The organism is Nocardioidaceae bacterium (assembly GCA_018672315.1).
In the GTDB taxonomy this organism is placed as follows: Bacteria; Actinomycetota; Actinomycetes; order Propionibacteriales; family Nocardioidaceae; genus TYQ2.
Genome location: CP076053.1, coordinates 1,740,709 through 1,759,157, shown reverse-complemented (window position 1 = coordinate 1,759,157; position 18,449 = coordinate 1,740,709). Strand labels below are relative to the sequence as shown.

Genomic DNA, 18,449 nt, shown 5'->3' with positions numbered 1-18,449 from the left:
CGGGGCGCCTCCGGCCCCGGACGCACAAGGCCCCCCGTGCACCCGACAGAGCTCACCTGCCCTTGCTGCCTTCCGGCCCTGGGGGATTCAGCGAGATGCCGCCGCACGGGGGGTTGGCACGAGTGTAGGACAGCGGCGTACGCCCCCCGATCGCCGGGGACGCCTCGTCCACGGTGCGGGGCAGGCTGGGCTCGTGGACCCCACCGAGCTGGTCGTACGCCACCCCCGGGTGTGGCACGTCGTGCCCGCCGAGGCCTGGCCCTCGGTCGAGGCGCACGGCCTCCTCTCCGCAGCGGCGCTGCTCGACCTGCACGTGCCCGACGAGGCCGAGCGCGCACGGCTGCGACGGACCCGACGTCTCACGCCCCACCGTCTGGGGACGCCGGCGCGACCTGAGCTGGGCACCGCGGTGCTGCGCGACCAGCTGCCGCTGAAGTGGATCGACCAGCGCATCGCACCCGGGTCCTCGGTGCCGCAGTTCCTCGAGGCGCTCAACGCACGCGTGTTCCTCGCCGCGACCAGGCGACGGCTGGACCGTCTGCTCCACGCCCGCGCGAACCGTGGCGTGCCGCACCTCGTGATGACCCTCGACACCGCAACGCTCGTCGCCCGTCACCTCGACTCGCTCGACCTCAGCCGCCTGAACTCCGGTGCCGTGACGCAGCTGAACCACCCCGTCCGGGGTCATGACCTGTGGCGGTCCGTCGCGGACTACCCCTACGAGGCCTACCGCCGCCGGTACGCCGACCCGCTCGCCGAGGTCTGCGTGCCGTACGCCCTCCCGGACGCCCTCGACCTGTTGCTGGGCCTCGAGCAGGTGACCCCGTGACCACGGCGACCGCGTACGCCTGTCGCCCAGGTGTCCTCACGGCGGACGCGCCTTGTAGAGTCCTCCGCGGAGGATTCGCCTAGTGGCCTATGGCGCTCGCTTGGAAAGCGGGTTGGGTTAACGCCCTCAGGGGTTCGAATCCCCTATCCTCCGCCAGCGACCTCGACGCCGGCACGCGCCTACGGGCTCGTGCCGGCGTCGTCGTTCTGCCTCCGGTGCCGCAACGCCACGGTGACCCCGCCGGCGGTGGCGGCGCCCGCCACACCCAGGAGACCGAGGGCGACACCGCGCCGCGTCGACAGGGCGTCGGGGCACGAGGCGAGCGTGGTGTCGGCGTAGGCCTCGGACACGTCGCGCCCGCGGAGCGGTGCGTACGAGCCGTCGTAGACCACCCGTGAGGTCGTCGACGAGACCCAGGTGCCGCACTCGACCCCGGCCGAGGAGGTCGGCACGAACGAGGCCCACGCCGCGCCGAGCACGCAGGCCAGCGCCACCAGGGCGAGGAGGGCTGGGAGGCGCGTACGCGTCGTCCTCATCGCTCCCGGCCCCTCCACCGAGCCCACGCACCCGTGCACCACAGGGCCCACGCGATGAGCAACGGCTGGAAGAGGAGCCGCACCACCCGCGACGTCGTGGTGTCGAGCCCGAAGGAGTCCGAGCCGTTCACCGCCTGCCACACGTTGCCCGGGAAGACGGCGACGAAGAACACCGCGACGACCGCACCGAGCAGCGCCAGCGGCCTACCCCGGAGGAGCAGCAGGAGAGCGCCGAGAAGCAGCTCGACGACGCCGGAGACGAGGACGATCTCCTCGCGCAGCGGGAGGAAGGTGGGCACCTGGCCGAGGAACGCCTCGGTGTCGACGAAGTGGGCCGTGCCGGCGACGAGCAGGAAGGTCCCCAGGAGCACGCGACCTGCAAGACGGAACCCTCGGCCCACGGCTGAGCGTCGGGCGTGGTCGACCTCGCCGCTGTCGGTCGAGGAGCGCGTCATGGTCAGGAGTCTCGCGCATCGTTCGTGTGGATGTCCCGCAGCGGCCACGAGATGATGAGGCCGTGATCTGGGTGCGCGTCCGAGACTGGATACTCGTCGAGGCCGGGTGGCCCGAGCCATCGCCGGGTGACGTGCTCCGCGGAGTGGGCGTACGGATCAAGGGGGAGCTCGTTCCCGCTCCGGCCGGCCGCCCGGAGGGCATCGAGAGCCTCGCATTCGCAGGAGCGATGGGACCGCGAGCCCCTTACCGGCTCACCGGAACTGCTGGCGAGGCATGGAACGTGTCGATCTCGAGAAGCACGCGTGTCCGGTGGCGCACACGACTCGAGCATCGGCAGGCGGGCGCCGAGATCGTTCTCGTCGTCGGCCGCGATCGCTTCATCGCGGGGCACGGCGGCAGCGCCCACGACGTCGTACCCGGTTCCCGCGTGACGGTGACCGGGAAGCCGACGCTGGTCGGAGACTACGAGTGGGACGGATTCGGGCTGCCCGACCTCCGCGCCGACTGGGCTGTGCGCGAGGTCGTCAAGGGCTTCGACCGGGAGGTCAACGTGCTGATCGAGCCCGTCCACGGACGCTTCGAGGACCCGTCTGCGTCACATTCTTAGCTCAGGGAGCCCGGGCGAATTGCGCTCGCCGATCCTCGTCGAGGACGAGCACGGTGCCGGGTCGGTGGGCGAGGCGGTGGTGGCGTGGGCAGAGCAGGACGCCGTCATCGACCGTCGTGTGTCCGCCCTGGGACCAGGGCCGCAGGTGGTGGGCGTGACACATGCCCGGTGGCCAGTCACACCCATGAGCCCGGCAACCGCCGTCGCGGACGCTCATCGCGAGACGCTGCGCGCGGGAGTGGAGACGGCGCTCACGCCCGAGGTCCAACGGCTGGGACGCACCACCCAGGACCACGGGCACGACCCCTGCGGTGCACGCCAGCCGGCGGGCCTCGCCCGCGGACAGCCGGCCACCGGTGTCCAGGGTGGCAGCGCCGGCGACCTCCTCGCCCAGGTCGGTCCGGAGGTCTTCGAGACTGGTCGTGACCACGACGGTCGCGGCGCCGCCGGCGGCTGCGGGCAGCGCGGCGGCGGGGAACCGTTCGACGTACTCACAGAACGCCTCCCCGAGCTTCAGCCTCGGCGACCGGCGAAGGGTTGTCCCAGCCGGCTCCTCACGACCGGCTGAGGCGCCGGGATCGGTGGTGCGGGCGGGGTTCGCGATCGCAGTGAGGGCCTTGTGGAGCATCGACCCGGTCAGCTCCGGCAGCACGAACCGGCCCACCCAGCACCCCTGCGCGTCCTGGGCCATCGACAACGACCACCGTGCGTGCGCGGCGCCCTCCTGTGCGGCCAACCGTGCGGCCTCGCGGGTCTCGGCACCCTCGGGGTCGATGACCTCGTGGATCCGGCGGCCGAGCTTCCGCAGCGCCGGGACGTGCCAGGTGCGCGCAGCCTCGATCAGATGCGTTCGCGCCAGATCACGGGCCGGCGTCTCGGTCGCCTCCCCGCCGTCGTCTGCACCGACGACTGCCCCGACGACTGCCCCGGCGGGGACCCGGTCCACGGCCTCGATGATCACCGCGGCCTGGGCAGCCGAGACCCTCCCAGCAGCCATCGCGGCGGCCACCGGTGCGTGATCGCCGGTGTCGAGATCACGCGCGGCCCTGACCCGCCGCCCGGCCTCGGCCCGCGTCACCGGCAACGACTCGGCCAACCACCCGACCAGGTCGCCCTGGGAGACCCACCCCGACCGATCGTCGTGTGCACCCCCGGACCGGCCCGAGGTCGCAGACCCGGTGTGCCAGGTGCCGGCATCCCGCGCCGCGTGCGCCAGCACTCGCGCCTGCAGCGCCGCCGCCTTCGCGGTCAGCTGCTCCAAAGCCACGATCAGCTCACCGGTCTGCGACCCGGTCAAGGACCACACCGGCGCCTCCGCGACACCGTCGAGCACCTCATGCGCCTGCCTCACCGCGCCCGCCACGCCCGCCACGCCCGTGCGCCGCGGCGCGGGCCGCACCACCGCAGCCCACGCATCCCCGAGCACGAGCTCCAGGGGTGAGGTGAGCACGTCCGCGGCGACCGACATGAATCGAACGTACGTTCGACCACCGACAGAACCGGCGCGTCGGCCTGCACCTGTCCAGACAGGGTTCTCAGTGGGTCAGCTTCAGACCCACGACACAGCCCACGAGCACCGCGATCAGCGCCAGCCGCAGCAGCGACGCAGGCTCGGTGCCGGTGACCATCCCGTACGCCACGGTCAACGACGCGCCGATGCCGACCCACACCGCGTAGCCGGTGCCGAGCGGGATCTCCCGCAGCGCGTACGCCAGACCTCCCATGCTCAGCACGAGCCCGATGACGAACACGATCGTGGGCCCGACCCGGGAGAATCCTTCGGACCGGTCCAGCGCGATCGCCCAGACCGCCTCGAGGCCGCCCGAGACGACGAGTGCCAGCCATGCCATGACGACTCCTGACGGCCGTCTTGTCGCGGGCTGGGTACGGCTCCCTCGTCCAGGTGAGCCGTGGCGGCTCCGCCACGACCGTAACCACTGGCCCGCCCGGCAGCCACCGGCGACGGCCGAGGGTGACGTGTCCGACCCCGACGACTCGTCCCCGGGTGGCAGTCCTCGCGGGCGACGGGGTAGGAACCGGGACATGCTCAGCGTCATCTCCCCTGCCAAGTCCCTCGACTTCGACTCCAAGCCCGCGACGAAGAAGAGCAGCGAGCCGCTGTTCCTCGATCGCTCCGAGACCCTCGTGGAGCTGATGCGCGAGAAGTCGCCCGCGGACCTGCAGGAGCTGATGGACATCTCCGAGGACCTCGCCCAGCTGAACCACGACCGCTTCGCGGACTGGACGACGCCGTTCACCAAGCAGAACGCCCGCGCCGCCGTCCTCGCCTTCGCCGGGGACACCTACACCGGCCTCGACGCCCCCGCGACCTTCGACGAGCGCGACTACACCCACGCGCAGAAGACGCTGAGGATCCTCTCCGGCCTGCACGGGGTGCTGCGACCACTGGACCTCATGCAGCCGTACCGGCTCGAGATGGGCACGGCCCTGGACACGCCGGAGGGCAAGGGCCTCCATCGCTTCTGGCGCAGGCAGGTCACCGCGCACCTCGCCGAGGCGATCGACGCCTCGCCCGGCGCGAAGGTGCTGGTCAACGCGGCCTCGCAGGAGTACTTCGGTGTGGTCGACGCCGACGCCCTCGAGGAGCAGGGCATCACCGTCGTCACGCCCTCCTTCCTCGACGCCAAGGGCAGCGACGAGCCCAAGGTCGTGAGCTTCTGGGCCAAGCAGGCCCGGGGCGCGTACGCCGGCTGGCTCGTGCGCGAGCGCATCACCACCCGCAAGCGCCTGACGAGCTTCGACCGCGGCGGCTACGCCTACGACGGTGACCGCTCCACGCGTCGCGAGCCGGTCTTCGTACGCCGCCACGCCTCCTGAGCAGGCGGCACAGCCCGGTCGGGGGCTGTGCTGCGTGGGATCATCGCGGCATGACGGCACCACCCCGGGGATTCGCGCGGCTCACCGCGCACGACCCCCCGGGTGTGCCCGCGCTCGAGGTGGACGACGAGGCCGAGCCCTCACGCGTACGCAACCCGCTGGACGCCCTCCGGCTCGCACTGGTCGGCACCGGGATGCTCGTGCTGCTGGGCTGGGGGCTGCTGGCCGGTCGACCGACCGACGTGCTGTCGCCGACCGTGCCGCTGACCGCGGCACCGGGCATCGCCCGCTTCGTCACCGTGCTGGTGCTGCTGGCGGGCACCGTCGCGCCGCTGGCCGTGGTCGTCTCCGCGGTGCTGGGCCGCCGCCTGCGCAACCTGGCGGAGGCGAGCGCGACCGGCCTGCTCACCGCCGGCACGGTCTTCTCCACCGACCTCCTCGTCACCGCCACCGCCGACCCCGGTGAGAGCGCGGCGCTGCGGAGGCTGGTCGTCGCGCTCGACGGCGCCGGCTTCTCCCCCGGCGGCCACCTGGACCCCTTCCTCGCCGGTGTCCTCGCCTTCGCCGTGGTCGCCCGGGTGTCCTCGCGGCCGTGGCTGCGGACGTGGGTCCTCACCGCCCTGGCCGTCTACGGCGCCGGCGTCATGCTCACCGGCCAGCACTCGGCGTACGCGTTCGGCGTCTCCGCCATGCTCGGCGGCACCGTCGGGCTCGCCGTGAGGCTCGGCACGGGGCAGCTCAACGACCTGCCGCACCCCACCCGGGTCGCCGAGGTGCTGGCCGAGGCGGGTCTGCCGGTGACCAGCCTGCGCCGTCGGGAGTACGCCGGCCTCGCCCGCGCCTACGAGGCCCGTACCCCCGGTGGCGACGCCCTGGAGGTGCGGGTGCTCGACCGGCCCGTGGTCACCACGACGGTGCTCATCGGGCTCTACCGGCTGCTGCGCGTCAACTCCGACCTGCTGGTCACCCCGGCGCTGTCGCTGGAGTCGCGCGCCGAGCGCCACGCGGTGCTCGCGATGGCGGCGAGCCAGGCCGGGGTGCGTACGCCCACCCTGCTGGCCTGCGTCCCGTGCGACGAGGACGCCGCCGTGCTCGTCTACCGCCACCACGACCTCGTCGCCGCCGACCACCACGTCAGCGACCTGCAGCTGCAGGCGTGGCACTCCCAGCTCATGCTGCTGCACGGACGCCGCATCACCCACCGCGGGATCACCCCGGACGGTCTGCGGACCGACGCGACGGGCGGCGTCATGCTGCCCACGCTCACCGAGGGCAGCCTGCTGGCCAGCGGGCAGCAGCTCGCCGTGGACCGGGCGCAGATGCTCGTCTCCCAGGCCGTCCTCGTCGGGCCTCGGCGAGCCGTGGCCGCGGCGTGCGCCGTGTGGTCCCCCGAGCAGGTCGGCGAGACCCTGCCGCTGCTGCACCCGACGCTCCTCTCGCCGCCCGTCCGCAGGGCCGTGCGTCACGCCGCACGCAGCGAGGAGGGGACGGGCACCGACAACACCGACAACACCGGCGAGACCGACGAGGCCGACGAGGCCGACCTGACCGGTCAGGCGCAGGACCTGCTCGCCGGCCTGCGCGAGGAGCTCGGCGACCACGTCGGGTCCGGGCACACCGACTCGGTCAAGGTCGAGCGCTTCCGCCCGCGCACCGTGATCTCGATCGTGCTGCTGCTCGTGGCGGCCTACCTCGTCGTCGGCCAGCTCAGCGAGGCCGGGCTGTCGCGGCTGTTCACGGGGCTGCGGTGGCAGTGGGTGCTGGTCGCTCTGCTCGGGTCGGCGCTCACCTACCTCGGCGCCGCCCTCGGTCTCATCGGCGTCGTCCGCGAGAGGCTCGGGCTGCGCCGCACGATGCTCGTGCAGCTCGCGACGTCGTTCGCGAACCTGCTGACCCCGCAGGCGATCGGCGGGGCCGCGGTGAACGTACGATTCCTGACCCGCCGTGGCGTCCCGCTCGCCGACGCGGGCGCCTCGGTCGGCACCCTCCAGGTGCTCAACGCCGTGTGGCACGTCGTCGGCCTCCTCGCGCTGCTCGCCGCCACCGGCACGGCGCGCCAGGGCGAGATCGCGCTGCCGTCGTGGACCACCGCCGCCGTCGGCATCGTGCTGGTGGTCGTCCTGGTGCTGCTCGCCTGGCAGCGCACCCGGGTGCTGTTGCGCGACAAGGTGCTGCGCCCGTTCCTGGGAGCGGTGCCGCGGATGCTCGACGTGCTCACCACACCACGCCGGCTCGCCGCGAACCTCGGGGGTGCGGTGCTGCTGAACGGTGCGTACGTGCTGACGTTGTGGGCGTCCGTGCACGCCTTCGGCGGCACCGCGACACTGCTCACGGCCGCGATCGCGTACTTCGCCGCGGTGTCGATCGGCGCGCTCTCGCCGACGCCGGGCGGTCTGGGCACCATCGAGGTCGCGCTCGTCGCGGCCCTCACGACCTCAGGCGTCGCCGGCGGCGTCGCGGTCAGCGCCGTGCTGCTCTACCGCCTCACCACCCTCTGGCTCCCGGTGCCGCTGGGGTGGCTGGCCTTCCACCGGCTGCAGCGCGACGACCTGCTCTGAGGTCCGCCCGCGCTTCCGGGCGCGGCCACTGTTCACACGCGGCCCGGAATTGTCACGTTCCAATGCCCCTGGTCGTAACTCTCCGGAAAACTTCGGGTCCGACAGTGGTGCCTCCACCACCACCCCCGGAGGACATCATGAGCACCGCACCCGTGGAGACCACCCACCTCGACGCCGCCCGCACCCCCGGCCAGGACCGCACCGGCGGCCTCGCCGTCGTGCTGGACCTGCGCGCCACCCGCGCCGACTCCCGCGACGAGCGCGTCGTCGCCGGCCAGCGTCGCCGACTCGACGTGCAGGCCCGTCAGCTCGGCCGGCTGATGGACCGTCGCCCCGAGCTCCGCGGCGCGTACGCTCCGGCCGACCTCGCGCTCGAGGGACTCCTGGCGGGCGTCTGAGGAGAGGGCGCGTGCGGCGGCCACCTATGCTGAGGGGGCCGTAGCACGCCGACGCCCGGCCGCCACCGTTCCTCGGCCGGGCGTCCTCAGCCCGACCGGAGAGGCTCGATGACCGCACGCATGATCACCTCGGTGGTGACCCTGATGGTCCTCGTGGCCCTCGTCATCGGCGGCGTCTACTACGGCTTCCGTGAGCTGACGGCCCCCTTCCCGTCGCTGAACAGCGAGCCCGAGCAGGTCTGCGAGACCGTGCCGGGCGGGTCCCAGCTCTCCACCGACCAGGTGGTCGTGAGCGTCTACAACGCCTCGGACCGTTCCGGCTTCGCCAGCACGACCCTGACCCGCCTCGAGCGACGTGGCTTCCAGCCCGGCTCCGTCGGCAACGCCCCCACCGGCACCTCCGTGCGGCGCGTCGAGGTCTGGGCGCAGGACGTCGACGACCCGGCCGCGCAGCTGGTCGCCCGGCAGTTCGGCCGGCGTACGGAGGTCGTGCAGAAGACCGAGCCCCTCGGCCCCGGCCCCGACGTGGTGCTCGGCCCCCGCGCCCGCAAGCTGAAGAAGGCGCCGCGTCAGATCACGGTCGACGAGACCCGCACCGAGTGCCGGCCCGCGGAGAGCCCGGCCCCCTGAGCCCCAGCCCAGGCGTCACCTGAGCCCCACCCCCGGGCCTCACCTCGAGCCTCACCGGGTGGAGCGGCCCGGCTCCTCCGGCTCGAGCCAGCGTGCCAACCGGCCGCCCTTCGACACCGCTCGCAGACGCTCCTCGGTCACGACCCGGCTGCTGCGCGGAGTGACGACGAGCAGGTCGTCGTCGTGCCGCAGCGCCGTCCGGCCCGAGGGGGTGAACGAGGTGCCGTCCCGCACGATCAGCGCGATCGAGGCGCCCTTCGGCAGCCGCAGCTCGGAGACCTCGACGCCGTGCAGCTTCGACTTCGGACTCACGCGCACCTGCAGCAGGTCGGCGGCGATCCGCTCGAGCGGCGCGGCCTCGACGTCGAGGTCGCGGGGCTCCTCCCGGCGCGCCACCCGCAGGAACTTCGCGGCCGGCCCGAGCGTCGGTGCCGTGAGCAGCGTGGAGATGACCACGAGCACGAAGACGGTGTGGAACAGCGCGAAAGAACCCGGCACCTCGGCGGCCAGCGGGATGGTCGCGAGCACGATGGGCACGGCTCCGCGCAGTCCCGCCCAGGAGACGAAGAGCAGCTGCCGCGCAGGCAGCGGTTGCACCACGGCCGCGACCAGCACCGAGACGGGCCGGGCGACGAAGGTGAGCACCAGGCCCACGACGACCGCGATCAGGGCGCCGCGCCACGTCAGCGCCGCCGGGGAGACCAGCAGCCCGAGCATCACGAACAGGCCGATCTGCGCGAGCCAGGCGGTGCCCTCGGCGAACGACCTGGTCGTCGCCCGGTGCGGCAGCTCGGAGTTGCCGAGCAGCAGCGCGGCGACGTACACCGCGGCGAACCCCGAGGCCATCACGGAGGCGCCGCCGGCGTAGGCGAGCGTGGCGAAGGAGATCACCGCGAGGGGGTACAGGCCCGAGCTCGGCAGGGCGGCCCGTCGCAGCACCCAGACCCCCGCACTACCGATCACCAGGCCGATCAGCAGACCCACGAGCAGCTGGTAGAGCACGATGCCGGCGAACCCCGCGACGCCGTACTCCAACGCCGTGCCGCTGCTGACCAGCGTCACCAGCACCACCGTCGGGGCGTCGTTCAGGCCCGACTCCGACTCCAGGGCCCCCACCAGCCGCCGCGGCAGCGGGATCCGACGCAGCACCGAGAACACCGCTGCGGCATCCGTCGAGGACGTCACCGCCCCCAGGAGCACCGCCAGCTGCCAGGACATCCCGAAGACGAAGTGCGCGGTGACCGCGACGATCGCCACGCTCACGCCGATGCCCACCGTCGCCAGCGACGCCCCCAGCCGGACCGTGGGGCGCAGCTCGCGCCAGTTCGTCGTCAGACCACCCTCGATGAGGATGATGACCAACGCGGCGAAGCCCAGGGCCTGGGCGGCGGTCGCGTCCTCGAACTGGATGCCCACCCCCGCCTCGCCGAGGGCGACACCGATGCCGAGGTAGAGCAGCAGCGAGGGAAGACCCACCCCGACCGCGAGGCGCACCGCGAGGATCGCGGCCAGCAGGACGGCAGCACCGATCAGCAGGAACTGGTCGAGCTGCTCGACGTCGAGGGTCACGGCGTCTTCCTGGTCGGGCTCGGCGGGGTGGTGGCAGTTTATCGGCGTACGCCCCCACGGGTGCGGCGGCATCCGACCGGTGGGACCGCACCCCCGCCGGGCATGGTGGGTCCATGAGGTCCAGCACAGACCGCGAGCCGACGTACGCCCGCTTCACCGCCGCGAGCCGCGCAGCCGTGGCGCCCTTCCACGTGATGGACCTGCTCGCCGCTGCGGCCGAGCGCCGCACCAGCCACGGCGACGTGCTCGACCTCGTCGCCGGCCAGCCCTCGACACCGGCTCCGCAACCGGTGCGCGCCGAGGCGGCACGCGTGCTGGAGTCCCAGGTGCTCGGCTACACCCCCGCCGTCGGCATACCCGCGCTGCGTGAGGCGATCGCCGCCTCGTACGCCACCCGCTACGGCGTCGACGTCGATCCCGCCGAGGTCGTGGTCACCACGGGCAGCTCCGGCGGGTTCCTGCTCAGCTTCCTCGGCGCGTTCGAGGTGGGCGACCGGGTCGCGATGGCGAGGCCGGGCTACCCCTGCTACCGCAACGTGCTGTCAGCACTGGGCTGTGAGGTCGTGGAGCTCCCCACCGATGCGGCCACGCGGTTCCAGCCGACCGTGGACGCCGTCGCCGCCGCCCACGCCGAGCGCCCGCTGGCCGGCCTGGTGGTGGCGAGTCCCGCGAACCCGACCGGCACGATGCTGACCCGAGCCGAGCTGGCCGCACTCGCGGCGTGGTGCGAGGAGCACGGCGTACGCCTGGTCTCCGACGAGATCTACCACGGCATCGTGCACGGCCGCGCCGAGCAGGGACCGTGGGAGAGCTGCGCGTGGGAGACCTCCCGCACGGGGTTGGTGCTCGGGTCGTTCTCGAAGTACTTCTCGATGACGGGGTGGCGCATCGGCTGGATGCTCGTGCCCGCCGACCTGCGTCGCACCGTCGACGTGCTCGCCGGCAACTTCACCATCTGCGCGCCGGTGCTCAGCCAGCACGCGGCCGTCGCCGGCTTCTCCGCCGAGGCCACGACCGAACTCGACGCGCACGTGCTGCGCTACCGCGAGAACCGCGACCTGCTGCTCGACGGTCTGCCCCGCCTCGGCATCGACCGGCTGGCGCCGGCCGACGGGGCGTTCTACGTGTACGCCGACGTCGACCACCTCACCGAGGACTCCCTGGCCTGGTGCCGCCGGCTGCTCGCCGAGACCGGGGTGGCCATCACGCCGGGCATCGACTTCGACACCGTCGACGGGAACCACCACGTGCGGTTCAGCTGCGCCGGCGACACCGGCGAGGTGCGGGAGGCTCTGGAGCGCCTCTCGTCCTGGCTCCCCGCCCCCTGAACGCCCGCGTATGCGGGCATTCAGGAAGTTCCGCGGGTCTGTACGCCCGCGCAGGTACCGGCTGAGCCGCGTACGCGGGCGTTCAGGGTGGGGTGGTGGGGGTGGCGGAGCGGCCGGCGGGTCAGCGGGACAGACGCCGGAACAGGGCCTTGCGCATGAAGCCGTTGCGTACGCGCTGCGGGTGGTCGCCGACCCGCGTCGTCTCCACGACCCTGCGGGTGCGGTAGCTGATCTTCGAGACGGTGTCGGTGCCCGACCAGGAGACGTAGCAGAAGCGCCCGTTCTGCGACGGGGTCGCCCAGTACGCCTTCTCGCCCGCTTTGAGCAGCGGCCCGCGCTTGAAGTTGCCACGATTCACGACCGTGGCGTAGTCGCTGACGGTGCCGGCGACGCAGATGCGCTTGCCGTTCGGGTTCATCGCGATGCCGTGGTGGGCCGAGTCCAGCACGTACTGCTCGCGCAGGGTGAACGGCCGCAGGTCCGGCAGCCGCTTGACCCGGGTGATGCGCTCGGTGCGTCGGTCGTACTCGAAGAACCCGTGGAAGAAGCTGAGCTGGAAGTACAGGAAGCGCTCGTCCGGCGAGACCGTCAGGGGCCGCACCGCGTTCGAGACGCGGGTCAGGCCACGTGCGTCGAGGGCGCCGCGCACGTCGATCATCTCCTTGATGCGGCGCGTACGCGTGTTGACGACCTGCAGCTGGCGGTCCCCCTTGGTGGAGTCGAAGTCCTCACGGTCCAGCGGCGTGTAGACCAGGCCGATCGAGGCGTGCAGGATCTCGCGGCCGTCGGCGAGGTAGACGTTCTCGTGCGGGCTGTCACCGGAGGGGAAGGTCCACTTCTCCCGTCCGGTGCGGATGTCGAGGACGTGCACGACGTTGCCGGTGGAGGCCGAGACCGCGACCTCGGTGCCGTCGGGGGAGACCGCCATGTGGTCGCTGCGCTGCCCGTCGACCTCGAACCGCCAGGCCAGACGACCGGTCCGCAGGTCGATCGAGACGACGTCGGCAAAGCTCGGCCGCGAGACCACGACGTTGCGGCCGTCGGGGGTGAGGTACATGTCGTCGACGTACTGGTTGTTGCCCTCGCCGATCGCCAGCGCGATCAGGTTGAAGAAGGCGAGCCGCTCGGGGTCCGTCGCGATCTCGGCGAGGCGACGGCGCTCGTCGGGGATCGCGTCGATCCGCGCCACGTTGCGCCACGAGCCCGGGGTGAGCACGTCGATCGTGCCCGCCCAGTTGTTGCCGACCAGCACCACCGGGCGCAGGCCCGGGCCGCCGCCCGAGGTCGAGCCGGCGGCCTGGGCCGGTCCGGCACCGAGGGGTGCGACGAGTGCCGCTGCGCAGGCAGCCGCCAGCGCGCGGGTCAGCAGGCGGGGACGGCGTACGCGACCGGACATGAGCGAAGGGTGCCTCACCGGTCACATCCGCGCCAGTGGTTCGGGTGAGGTTCAGGCGAGGTTCAGGCGAGGTCGTGCACGAACTCGCCGAGCTGCTCGAGGTTGCGGCACTCCCGCATCGGCACGACGGTGCCGAGCTCCCACGCCGCCGAGTCGCCGGTGCCCCACTGGCGACGCGCCTCGGGGTTGAGCCAGTAGGCGTGCCGGGCGTCCTCGACCATGCCGCGCAGCACGTCCAGGTGCAGGTCGGCGTGGTTGGAGCGGGCGTCGCCGAGCACCAGCAGGGACGTACGCGGGTCGAGGGCGTCGGGGAACTGCGCGGCGAAGGAGCGGAAGGCACGTCCGTAGTTGGTGCGCCCGAACCGGCTGGCGTGCGCGGCGGACTCCCGCAGCACCGTCATCGTCTCGGCGACGTCGTCGCCGGGTGAGAACCAGTCGGTCACCTCGGTCACCTGGTCCACGAACGTGAACGCGCGCACCCGGTTGAACTGCTCGCGCAGCGCGAAGACCAGCAGCAGGGTGAAGGAGGCGAAGTTCGCCACCGAGCTCGACACGTCGCACAGCACGACGAGGTCCGTACGCCCCGGCCGCTTCGGTCGGTGCCGCAGGTCGACCGGCACCCCGCCGGTGCTCATCGCGTGGCGCATCGTGGAGCGCACGTCGACCGGTCCGCGGCGACGGTCGCTGTGGGCCCGGGTCAGCCGCGAGGCGAGTCGCCGCGACAGAGGGTAGATCTCGCGACGCACCTCGTCGAGGTCGGCGCGCTTCATGTGGGTGAACGCGAGCTGCTCGATGGGCGGGCGCGTGGAGTAGTCGGCGACGTACGCCGGGCCGCGCTGCTCGGCCTGCCGGCGCCGCGCGTCGGCCTCGACCGCCTCGGTGAAGGCGCTGACGCCCGCCGCGACCTCGGCGCCACCGTCCGGCACCACCGTGCCGGGGTCGACCCGTCGGAGGGCGGCGTACGCGCTGAACTGCTGCCCCTGGTCCGGCCGCGCGCCGAGCCGCCCGAACCTGCTGACCGCCTCCCGCGCCAGGGCCTCCATCGCCGACCGACGGTCGAGGTGGCCGGCATCGGCATGGCCGCCGCCGACGCCGCCACCCTCTCCCCCGCCCTCACCGGACCCCGCCGGCAGCAGCAGGGCGGCGAGGCGCTCCCGGAGGTCGGCCAGGGCCTCGGCGTCCGTGGGCGGTCGTCGCTCGCCCTCCGCGTCGTCCTCGGCCGCGAGGTCGCCGTCCCCGAGCACCCCCTCGCCGATCGCGGGCGGGAAGTAGAGGTCGAAGAGCACGTCGAAGGCCGCCTGGTGGGCGGCGCGCTTGACGAGCGTGGCGGCGTACGCCCGGCGCAGGTCGGTGCGCGAGGCGACGCCGACGGCCTCGACGGCGTGCACCGCGTCCAGCCCCTCGGCGAGGGAGACGGGAAGCCCGGCCTCCCGGAGCCCGTCGAGGAAGGCCAGGTGCTGGTCGAGGAGGCTCACGGGTGCCGGCTCCGGTCGCGGCGGACGCCTACTCCGCGGCTCGGCGCACCGTCACGTCGGGAGTCCGTGACGGCGGCAGGGGCAGCGGAGCGGCCGGGCGCGGGGACGTGGCGCGTCGGCCGGTCGTCCTGGTCCAGGCCCGTCGGGAGGAGTGGCACAACTCCATGATGAAGGGCATCGGGTCGCGCCGCGACCACACGGCATGCACCAGGGGCCTGCGCAGGTCCTGCGACCACTCCCGGGCGGTCATGGCGCCGGCTCGCCGGGCGGCCCAGAAGGCCAGCGCGTCGCGGCGGAGGTTGATCCACGCGGGTCCGCCGGGTGCCTGCCGTCGCTCGGCGGCGGGCGGGAGCGGGAGCCCGACCGCGTCGGCGTACATCGTCATGAGCAGCTCCACCCCGCTGGCCTCGGCCATGGCCGACCGGCCGGTGGGCCGCCCGACGTTGGCCTCAATCAGGACCGGGCGGCCCGAGGCGCGGTCCCGCTTGACCTCGAGGTAGGCGAGACCGTGGAACCCCGCGTCGGCGAACAGCCGCTCCGCCAGCGCGGCGACCTCCGCGTCCTCGACGGGTTCGGCGTAGGACGCGATGCCCAGGGCCGGCGGCCACTGACGACGCTTGCGGCTGGTGAAGCTGGCGAGCGTACGCCCGTGCCGGTCGACGTAGCTGTTGCAGGTGATCAGACGGTCCTCGTCCCCGTCGACCAGCTCCTGCACGACCAGGGCCCCCGCGGCACGACCGACCCGCGCGCACAGCTCGCGCAGCCCCGTCGGGTCCTCGACCCGGCAGACCTTGGACCGCGTCACCGTGCGCCAGTGGTGGGACTTCACCGACGGCTTGACCACCACGGGGAAGCGCAGACCTGCCGCGATCTCGACGTCGGCAGCGTCCCGGACGACGCGGGTCGCCGGACCCTGCAGTCCGACACGGTCGATGAGGTCGGCGAAGGCGGCCTTGTCCGTGAGGGCGTGGACCGTGTCGAACCCGGAGAGGGGCACCTCGAACCAGCGCCGCAGCGCCGCAGCGTGCTGCGCGACGACCAGCACGGCACGATCCGTGCACGGCAGCAGCACCGGCCCGGGCAGGCCCGCGGCGCGCGCGTCGGCCAGCTCCTCGGCCAGCTCCTCGCCGAGCACCTCGAGCACCTCGAGGAAGCCGGGTCCGTGCACGTCCGCGGCCAGGACCCGCTCACAGGTCCTGGTGCGCGCGGCGTAGTGGCCGGGGTCTCCCGCGAGGCCGATGACGCGGATGCCGCGGTCGTGCAACAGCCGCGCGGTCTGGAGCCCGATCACCGAGGCCAGCCCGACGAGGACGACCGGAGGTCGCTGGGGGTCGTCACCACGCCCGGTCACGGACGCGGCGCGCGGGGGAAGCACCCGACTCATGCTCCCCGTTTACGTCGTCACCGTGCCGCAGATGCGGCTCCTCTGCGTGTCGCTCCCGTTCGTATCGGTCCTCATCGTCCGCGCCGACCTCGGCGCATCCCGACCACGGCGGTCGCGAGCTCCTCCAGCTCCGGCGCGCGCAGGAGTCGCAGCACGAGGGCGTACGCACCGCACAGCACCGTCGCGGTCAGCAGCAGGGCCCCGAGCTGCGTGAGCAGGCCTTCCGCAGCCGTGGCGAGCTCCGGCAGACCGAGCAGGAGGCACAGCGACGCCGCGAGCAGCGCGGCCACGCCGGCACGGCCCGTCGTGGCGAGCACGCCACCCACCGAGACCGCTCCGTGGCGCCGGTGCAGCGCTCGCACGACCAGCACCACACCGACCGCGAGCGACAGGCTCGTCGCCGCGGCCAGTCCCACGATGCCGAACAGCAACCCGAGGGTCAGGTCGCCGACGACGTTCACCGCGAGGACGACCAGCGAGACCATGATCGGGGTGCGGGTGTCCCCCATGGCCAGACAGGCGCGCGTCCCGAGCGATCGGAGCGCGAGGGCGACCGCGCCGACGGCGTAGCCCGCCACCGCCAGACCCGTCGCCGCCACGTCGGCGTCGTCGAAGCTCCCCCGTCCGAAGAGCAGCGCCACCACCGGCTCCGCGACGAGCACGAGTCCGATCACGATCGGGGCGAGCACCGTGATGACGACCCGCATCGCACGGGTGACCAGCCGCCCCACGGTCGCCCCGCCGTGGCGGGCCGCCGCCCCGAAAGCGGGGTAGAGCGCTGCCAGCAGCGTCACGACGAGCAGGGTGTCGACGAGCGTGACGATGCGCCAGCCCAGGCTGAGGGCGGTGATGACGCCCTCTCCCTGGGCGGAGCCGACGGCCCTGTCGACGAGGGTGCCGACGTTGACGGCCGCAGCCGTGAGCAGCAGGGCCGGCACGAGGTGCAGCACCTCGCGTACGCCCGGGTCACGGAGGTCGAGCCGGGGGCGGGCGGTGAGACCCGTGGCCCGGGCGGCCGGCAGCTGCATCAGGAGCCGTACGGCGGAGCCCGCGACGAAACCCCAGGCCAGGGATGTGATGCCGTACCGCACCCCCAGGGTCGCAGCCACCCCGATCATGACGACGTTGAAGCCGATCCCCTGCAGCCCCGACCAGAGGAACCGACCGTGGGCCTGCGCCGCCGCAGCGAGGATGTCGGTGCCGGCGACCAGCACGGCGGCGAGCAGCACGATGCGTGACAGGTCTGCCGCGACCTCTCGCGTGGCGTCGTCGAAGCCGGGCGCGAGGATCGCGACCAGCCCGTCGACGGCGAACCACGCGGTGGCGGCCCCGGTGAGCAGCACCAGTGCGGTGAGGGTCAGCACGGTCCGGGTGACGCGGTGGCCCCCCGAGGGATCCCCGTCGGCCACGGCCCGGCTGACGGTGGGCACGACCGCCCGCGCCATCGCCGAGGCCACCAGGGCCAGCACGAGGTTCATCAGCCCCTGGGAGACCAGGTAGGCGTCGAGCGCGGCCCCCGCGCCGAACACCGCGGCGACGACCGCGTCACGGACGAATCCGAGCAGCTGGCTGACCGCGGTGAGCACCGTGAGGAGCCCCGCCGCCCGGGCGACGCCCCCGCGATCCACGACGTGTGCCGGTCGGCTCAGCCGAGCTTGAGCTCGCGGACGGCCTTGTCGAGGTCGCTGCGGTGCTTCAGCACGACTCCCAGGGTCGCCTTGATGGTGGCGTCGTCGGCGCCCTTGCGGCCGGAGGCGCCGAGCGCGAGGAGCGTACGCGCCCAGTCGACGGACTCGGCCAGGGACGGGGACTTCTTCAGGTCGAGGTCGCGCAGGCGGCCCACGACGTCGACGACCTGCGCCGCGAGCCGGGAGTCGATGCCGGGCACGCGGGACTCGACGATCTCCCGCTCGCGCTCGGAGTCGGGGTAGTCCAGGTGGAGGTAGAGGCAGCGCCGCTTGACCGCCTCGGACAGCTCGCGGGTGGCGTTGGAGGTCAGCAGCACGAACGGACGCCGGGTCGCGGTGACGGTGCCGAGCTCGGGGATCGTGACCTGGAAGTCGCTGAGCACCTCCAGCAGCAGACCCTCGACCTCGATGTCGGTCTTGTCGACCTCGTCGATGAGCAGCACGGTCGCCCCGTCGCGGCGGATGGCGGTGAGCAGCGGGCGGGAGAGGAGGAAGTCCTCGGTGAAGATGTCGTCGTGGGTGGCGTCCCAGTCCCGGTCCTCGGGGGCGGCCTGGATCCGCAGCAGCTGCTTCTTGTAGTTCCACTCGTACAGCGCGCGGGCCTCGTCGAGGCCCTCGTAGCACTGCAGGCGGACGAGCTCGGCGTCGCAGGCGGCCGCGACGGCCTTGGCCAGCTCGGTCTTGCCGACACCCGCGGGGCCCTCGACCAGCAGGGGCTTGCCGAGCTCACCGGCGAGGTAGGTCGACATCGCCGAGG

Annotated in this window: 17 protein-coding genes, 1 tRNA gene and 1 other RNA gene; 8 read left to right on the top strand and 11 right to left on the bottom strand. The window is 73.1% G+C overall.

Annotation, left to right across the window (positions count from 1 at the left end; translation table 11 throughout):
• Positions 1–25 precede the first annotated feature (25 nt).
• Positions 26–115, bottom strand: an RNA gene (ffs, locus tag KLP28_08350) — signal recognition particle sRNA small type.
• A gap of 78 nt (positions 116–193) precedes the next feature.
• Between ffs and KLP28_08345 the strand changes: the two genes are divergently transcribed.
• Both KLP28_08345 and KLP28_08340 read left to right on the top strand, forming a co-directional pair.
• On the top strand, positions 194–829 hold the full coding sequence (locus KLP28_08345) for a hypothetical protein (GenBank protein ID QWC86662.1): 636 nt from the start codon (positions 194–196) through the stop codon (positions 827–829).
• A 68-nt stretch (positions 830–897) separates the two neighbouring features.
• Positions 898–985, top strand: a tRNA-Ser gene (locus tag KLP28_08340).
• A gap of 23 nt (positions 986–1,008) precedes the next feature.
• Here the strand turns inward: KLP28_08340 and KLP28_08335 are convergent.
• Positions 1,009–1,365: a hypothetical protein gene (locus tag KLP28_08335; GenBank protein QWC86661.1), complete on the bottom strand. Its 357-nt coding sequence runs from the start codon at positions 1,363–1,365 to the stop codon at positions 1,009–1,011.
• Positions 1,362–1,718 carry a hypothetical protein gene (locus KLP28_08330; protein QWC86882.1) on the bottom strand — a complete coding sequence of 119 codons (357 nt, stop codon included), beginning with the start codon at positions 1,716–1,718 and terminating at the stop codon, positions 1,362–1,364. Before KLP28_08330 ends, KLP28_08335 begins: the two co-directional genes overlap by 4 nt.
• Before the next feature lie 383 nt (positions 1,719–2,101).
• Here KLP28_08330 and KLP28_08325 point away from each other — a divergent pair, with 383 nt between their 5' ends.
• Entirely contained in the window at positions 2,102–2,428 is a 327-nt protein-coding gene (locus tag KLP28_08325) for a hypothetical protein (protein QWC86660.1), read from the top strand.
• 1 nt (position 2,429) lies between these two features.
• Here the strand turns inward: KLP28_08325 and KLP28_08320 are convergent, their stop codons facing one another.
• Together KLP28_08320 and KLP28_08315 are read right to left on the bottom strand one after the other, a co-directional pair.
• The gene (locus tag KLP28_08320; GenBank protein QWC86659.1) at positions 2,430–3,896 is read right to left on the bottom strand and encodes an HNH endonuclease; all 1,467 of its coding nucleotides are present in this window, start codon (positions 3,894–3,896) and stop codon (positions 2,430–2,432) included.
• A 67-nt stretch (positions 3,897–3,963) separates the two neighbouring features.
• Positions 3,964–4,278 carry a multidrug efflux SMR transporter gene (locus KLP28_08315; GenBank protein ID QWC86658.1) on the bottom strand — a complete coding sequence of 105 codons (315 nt, stop codon included), beginning with the start codon at positions 4,276–4,278 and terminating at the stop codon, positions 3,964–3,966.
• Positions 4,279–4,471: 193 nt separating this feature from the next.
• Here KLP28_08315 and yaaA point away from each other — a divergent pair, with 193 nt between their 5' ends.
• The 4 genes from yaaA (at position 4,472) to KLP28_08295 (ending at position 8,852) form a co-directional block, all read left to right on the top strand.
• Positions 4,472–5,266: a peroxide stress protein YaaA gene (gene yaaA / locus KLP28_08310; GenBank protein QWC86657.1), complete on the top strand. Its 795-nt coding sequence runs from the start codon at positions 4,472–4,474 to the stop codon at positions 5,264–5,266.
• A gap of 50 nt (positions 5,267–5,316) precedes the next feature.
• Positions 5,317–7,824: a flippase-like domain-containing protein gene (locus KLP28_08305; protein ID QWC86656.1), complete on the top strand. Its 2,508-nt coding sequence runs from the start codon at positions 5,317–5,319 to the stop codon at positions 7,822–7,824.
• 137 nt (positions 7,825–7,961) lie between these two features.
• On the top strand, positions 7,962–8,222 hold the full coding sequence (locus KLP28_08300) for a hypothetical protein (GenBank protein QWC86655.1): 261 nt from the start codon (positions 7,962–7,964) through the stop codon (positions 8,220–8,222).
• Positions 8,223–8,330: 108 nt separating this feature from the next.
• Positions 8,331–8,852 carry a LytR C-terminal domain-containing protein gene (locus KLP28_08295; protein ID QWC86654.1) on the top strand — a complete coding sequence of 174 codons (522 nt, stop codon included), beginning with the start codon at positions 8,331–8,333 and terminating at the stop codon, positions 8,850–8,852.
• Between the two features lie 51 nt (positions 8,853–8,903).
• Here the strand turns inward: KLP28_08295 and KLP28_08290 are convergent, their stop codons facing one another.
• Positions 8,904–10,493 (bottom strand): potassium/proton antiporter, encoded by a 1,590-nt coding sequence (locus tag KLP28_08290; protein QWC86653.1) that lies wholly within the window; start codon positions 10,491–10,493, stop codon positions 8,904–8,906.
• Between the two features lie 41 nt (positions 10,494–10,534).
• Here KLP28_08290 and KLP28_08285 point away from each other — a divergent pair, with 41 nt between their 5' ends.
• Positions 10,535–11,749: a pyridoxal phosphate-dependent aminotransferase gene (locus KLP28_08285; protein QWC86652.1), complete on the top strand. Its 1,215-nt coding sequence runs from the start codon at positions 10,535–10,537 to the stop codon at positions 11,747–11,749.
• 121 nt (positions 11,750–11,870) lie between these two features.
• On the opposite strand, the gene KLP28_08280 is transcribed toward KLP28_08285, so the two are convergent.
• The 5 genes from KLP28_08280 to KLP28_08260 all read right to left on the bottom strand — a co-directional run bounded on the left by KLP28_08280 (position 11,871) and on the right by KLP28_08260 (position 18,441).
• On the bottom strand, positions 11,871–13,145 hold the full coding sequence (locus tag KLP28_08280; protein ID QWC86651.1) for a PQQ-binding-like beta-propeller repeat protein: 1,275 nt from the start codon (positions 13,143–13,145) through the stop codon (positions 11,871–11,873).
• 62 nt (positions 13,146–13,207) lie between these two features.
• On the bottom strand, positions 13,208–14,620 hold the full coding sequence (locus KLP28_08275) for a VWA domain-containing protein (GenBank protein ID QWC86650.1): 1,413 nt from the start codon (positions 14,618–14,620) through the stop codon (positions 13,208–13,210).
• 28 nt (positions 14,621–14,648) lie between these two features.
• On the bottom strand, positions 14,649–15,995 hold the full coding sequence (locus KLP28_08270) for a hypothetical protein (GenBank protein ID QWC86649.1): 1,347 nt from the start codon (positions 15,993–15,995) through the stop codon (positions 14,649–14,651).
• Positions 15,996–16,075: 80 nt separating this feature from the next.
• Positions 16,076–17,632, bottom strand: coding sequence for a murein biosynthesis integral membrane protein MurJ (gene murJ / locus KLP28_08265; GenBank protein ID QWC86648.1), 1,557 nt, complete (start codon positions 17,630–17,632; stop codon positions 16,076–16,078).
• Between the two features lie 17 nt (positions 17,633–17,649).
• Complete coding sequence (locus tag KLP28_08260; protein ID QWC86881.1) at positions 17,650–18,441, bottom strand: MoxR family ATPase; 792 nt, start codon at positions 18,439–18,441, stop codon at positions 17,650–17,652.
• Between the last annotated feature and the right edge of the window lie 8 nt (positions 18,442–18,449).

Coding starts and splice junctions, on each gene's coding strand:
- KLP28_08335 (QWC86661.1), bottom strand. CDS start 1,365: ATGAGGACGACGCGTACGCGCCTCCCAGCCCTCCTCGCCCTGGTGGCG.
- KLP28_08320 (QWC86659.1), bottom strand. CDS start 3,896: ATGTCGGTCGCCGCGGACGTGCTCACCTCACCCCTGGAGCTCGTGCTC.
- KLP28_08315 (QWC86658.1), bottom strand. CDS start 4,278: ATGGCATGGCTGGCACTCGTCGTCTCGGGCGGCCTCGAGGCGGTCTGG.
- yaaA (QWC86657.1), top strand. CDS start 4,472: ATGCTCAGCGTCATCTCCCCTGCCAAGTCCCTCGACTTCGACTCCAAG.
- KLP28_08305 (QWC86656.1), top strand. CDS start 5,317: ATGACGGCACCACCCCGGGGATTCGCGCGGCTCACCGCGCACGACCCC.
- KLP28_08300 (QWC86655.1), top strand. CDS start 7,962: ATGAGCACCGCACCCGTGGAGACCACCCACCTCGACGCCGCCCGCACC.
- KLP28_08295 (QWC86654.1), top strand. CDS start 8,331: ATGACCGCACGCATGATCACCTCGGTGGTGACCCTGATGGTCCTCGTG.
- KLP28_08290 (QWC86653.1), bottom strand. CDS start 10,493: ATGCCGCCGCACCCGTGGGGGCGTACGCCGATAAACTGCCACCACCCC.
- KLP28_08285 (QWC86652.1), top strand. CDS start 10,535: ATGAGGTCCAGCACAGACCGCGAGCCGACGTACGCCCGCTTCACCGCC.
- KLP28_08280 (QWC86651.1), bottom strand. CDS start 13,145: ATGTCCGGTCGCGTACGCCGTCCCCGCCTGCTGACCCGCGCGCTGGCG.
- KLP28_08260 (QWC86881.1), bottom strand. CDS start 18,441: ATGTCGACCTACCTCGCCGGTGAGCTCGGCAAGCCCCTGCTGGTCGAG.